The sequence below is a fragment of the Mesorhizobium sp. M7A.F.Ca.US.014.04.1.1 genome, assembly GCF_003998745.1.
Lineage (GTDB): Bacteria > Pseudomonadota > Alphaproteobacteria > Rhizobiales > Rhizobiaceae > Mesorhizobium > Mesorhizobium ciceri.
The window spans coordinates 1-3,714 of sequence record NZ_RZRW01000559.1 but is presented as its reverse complement, the minus strand read 5'-3'; the positions used below and the strand labels follow the sequence as shown (position 1 = coordinate 3,714).

Genomic DNA, 3,714 nt, shown 5'->3' with positions numbered 1-3,714 from the left:
ATATTTGACAATGCCGTTCAATCTGGGAGCCGCCTCGATCACCGCACGGGTGATCGGCGTGTAGCACATCAGCAAAAGATCGGCGTCCGCAACGGCCTGCATGAGATCAGCTTCGGGGATGCCGTCCGGCAGCGTCACCAGTTCGACCCCCCTCGCCCGCAAGCCGGCGTCGATGCCGGGACATTCGAGTTCGCGGTCGGTGCGCACGGCCTTCACGGTCAGGCCGCCAGCACCGTGCGCTCGACAATGTCGAGCGCGCCGTCGAGGTCGGTTTTCGAAATGACCAGCGGCGGCGACAGCGTCAACACGTTGCCTTGGCTGATCTTGAAGCTCAGCCCCTGTTCAAGGCAAGCATAGAAGACGCGCTCGGCGAGATCGCGTGCCGGCTGGCGCGTATCGCGATCCTCGACGAGCTCGACGCCGACCATCAGTCCCCTGCCCCTGACGTCGCCGACATGGGGCGAGCGCGCCATCAGGTGCTGCATGCGCCCTAGCATGTGCCGACCGAGTTCGGCCGCGCGCTCGACCAGCCCTTCCTCCAGGATGATGTCGATCGTCGTCAATGCGGCGCGGGTCGTCACCGGGTTCTTCTCGTGGGTGTAGTGGCCGATCGCGAAGCCACCGGTGACGTCGAGATCGCGGCGCGCGATGATGGCGGCGATCGGCAGGACGCCGCCGCCGAGCGACTTGCCGAGGACGACGATGTCAGGCGTCACATCATCATGCTCGTGCGCGAAGAATTTGCCGGTCTTGCCAAGGCCGGTCGGGATCTCGTCGAAGATCAAGAGCGTGCCGTGCCGGTCGCAGGCCTCGCGCACCCGCTTCCAGAAGCCTGGCGGCGGCGGGTTTGGCGTCGCCCGCATCGGTTCGGCGACGACCGCCGCCACGTCCTGCTCGCGGCCAAGGACGTAGGCAATCATGTTGGCGCAGGCGAGGCCCGATGCTTCCAGGGAATCGTGGCCATAGGGGCAGCGATAGCCGTCCCAAGGCGCGACGTGCTCGGTGCCGGTCATCATCGGGCCTGATATGTGCGAGCGGAAGGTCGCCTCGCCACCAACGCTTGCTGCGCCGAAGCCGGCGCCATGGAACGCATCCCAGAACGACACCGTCTTGAAGCGGCCGGTCGCGGCGCGGGCGATCTTCAGCGCGACCTCGATGGCGTCCGAGCCGCCGGTGGTGAACAGCACTTTGCCGAGATTGCCGGGCGCCAATGCCGCCAGCTTCTCGGCCAGTTCGACGGCGGGCTCACAGGTGAAACGGCGCGGCGCAAAGCAGAGCTGATCGAGCTGCTTCTTGATGGCGGCCACAAGCCTCGGGTGGCCATAGCCGAGGTGATGGACGCTGTTGCCGTGGAAATCCATGAAGCGGCGACCGGCGGTGTCCTCGATCCAGATGCCTTGCGCCTTGGCGATCGTCGACAAACAGGGGCTGGACAGGCTCTGGTGCATGAAGGCGGCCGCGTCGCGATCGAGCAGGCCGCGGATCCGCGGATCGCCCTGCCCGGCATCCCAGCGACCGCGAGCCGCTGTGGTGTTGGAATCGCCTTCGGTGTGCACAAGTTCAGATATCGCGGCCATCATGGTCTCCGAAATGCGAATGAGGGAGCGGCGAACGCTCCCTCGATTGTTCTATCCGTCAATGCCGTCCGGTCAGGACCAGGGCAGCGAAAATGTCTTCACATTGGTGTAGCTCTTCATCGCTTCGATGACGCCTTCCTTGTAGCCGTTGCCCGAATCCTTGATGCCGCCGAAGGGCGACATCTCGATGCGATAGCCCGGCACTTCCCAGATGTTGACGGTGCCGACCTGAAGGCCGGCGATGTATTTCTGCATGCGCGGAAAAGAGTTGGTGCAGACGCCCGACGACAGGCCGAAGGCGGTCGAGTTGGAGAGCGCAATCAACGCCTCGTCATCGTCCGGCGCACGCACGATCGGGATGATCGGCCCGAAGGTTTCTTCCATGACCAGCTCGGATGTATGCGGCACGCGATCGACGACGATCGGCGGCAGCAACGCGCCCTGACGACCCGGATTGTAGAGGATTTCGGCGCCTTGCTCGGCAGCCATGTGGACGCGGGCTTCGAACAGCGCCGCCGCCTTCTCGTGCACGACGGTGCCAAGGTCGGTCGCGCGGTCCATCGGATCGCCGAAGCGGATCTTCTTCGCCCGCTCCAGCACCAGCGGCACGAAGCGGTCGGCGACGCTTTCCTGGACCAGGATGCGCTTGACCGCCGTGCAGCGCTGGCCGGAGTTTTTCGTCGCTCCGGCCACTGCTAGGTCCGCCGCCTTTGCCAGATCCTCGTCCGACAAATCGTTGAGGATGATCAGCGGGTCGTTGCCGCCGAGCTCCAGCACCTGGCGCTTGTAGCCGGCGGTGCGGGCGATCATCTTGCCGACCGGCACGCCGCCGGTGAAGGTGATCAGGTCGATGTTTTCATTGGTGATCATCTCGTTGCCGATATCGGCCGGCCAGCCGGTCACCACCGACAGCATTTCAGGCGGCAAACCGGCTTCATAGAGAATGTCGGCCAAGAGAAGCGCCGTCATCGGCGTCAGTTCGGTCGGCTTGACCACCACGCAATTGTTGGTGGCGATCGCCGGCGCCACCTTGTGCGAGACCATGTTGAGCGGATGATTGAACGGCGTGATCGCCGAGATCGCCTTCAACGGCTCGCGAGTGGTGAAGATCTTGCGCGCCTTCCCGTGCGGGGTGAGGTCGCAGGAGAAGATCTGCCCGTCATCCTGGATGCACATCTGCGCCGACAGCGTGAACACGTCATAGGCACGGCCGACCTCATAGAGCGAGTCCGTCTTGGAGATGCCGAGCTCGAGCGTGATGAGATCGGAGATTTCATCGCGGCGCGAGGCCAATGCCTCGGCGGTGCGGAACAGTATCTGCTGACGCTCGTAGCGGGTCAGCTTCGATTTGTAGCCGGCGGCGATCTCGAATGCCTGGCGGGCGTGATCGGCGCGGCCGGCCGGAACGGTGCCGATGACGGTGTCGTTCCAGGGATAGCGAACCTCGACGACGCCTTCGGCATCGACTCGTCTGCCGGCGATGCGCATCGGCTCGTGGCGAACTTTGATGGCGGGGTCGAGCTTGGTCATGGGTTCTGCTCCAGCAGATTCTTGTTGCGCGGAGGATTCGACCCCCACTCCGGCCCTTCGGGCCACCTCTCCCCCGATCGACGGGGGAGAGGAAATCAGGCGAGGTCAGTGCCTCAACGTTTCCAGGTTAAGCCGCGGCTAACCCTGGCGCCTTTCCTCTCCCCCGTCGATCGGGGGAGAGGTGCCGAGCGAAGCTCGGCGGAGTGGGGGTCGACAATCACGCTCGACTCAAGCCAGCGCCGCCGCCATGGTGGCGTAGTAGAAGGCATCGAAATTGCGCAGCGTCGGCTCGTTCGGAAATTCCGGCAGCACACGATTGACGATGAACGGCACCTCCTGCTCGGTCAGCCCGCCATGCGACCGTAGCGGCTCGTTCAGAGCCGCCAGGTCATGGCGATGTTCCGAGGTGCCGATCGTCTTGTTCTCGGTCGAGATCAGCACGATGTCGCCGATGCGATCGGCCGGCAGTTCGAAGCGCTCGCAGGCGGTCGGGCTGTCGACGACCAGCATGATGCTATCGATCTTGGCCAGCCTGGCCATGATATCGGCCTGGTCGGCGCCATCAGGCAGATAGGCGGTGGCGAGGGAACACAGCGCGCCATGATGC

General features: G+C 64.4%; 2 protein-coding genes and 2 pseudogenes. All 4 read right to left on the bottom strand.

Translation table 11 applies throughout. From position 1 onward, the window contains the following. Window positions 1–216, bottom strand: a pseudogene (locus tag EOA22_RS27455) (C-terminal binding protein); the annotation flags it as partial. A gap of 2 nt (window positions 217–218) precedes the next feature. After that, window positions 219–1,577 carry an aspartate aminotransferase family protein gene (locus EOA22_RS27450; RefSeq protein WP_063167535.1) on the bottom strand — a complete coding sequence of 453 codons (1,359 nt, stop codon included), beginning with the start codon at window positions 1,575–1,577 and terminating at the stop codon, window positions 219–221. Window positions 1,578–1,649: 72 nt separating this feature from the next. Beyond that, complete coding sequence (phnY, locus tag EOA22_RS27445; protein ID WP_063167534.1) at window positions 1,650–3,107, bottom strand: phosphonoacetaldehyde dehydrogenase; 1,458 nt, start codon at window positions 3,105–3,107, stop codon at window positions 1,650–1,652. A 228-nt stretch (window positions 3,108–3,335) separates the two neighbouring features. Beyond that, window positions 3,336–3,714: pseudogene (locus tag EOA22_RS27440) on the bottom strand (phosphonoacetate hydrolase); the annotation flags it as partial.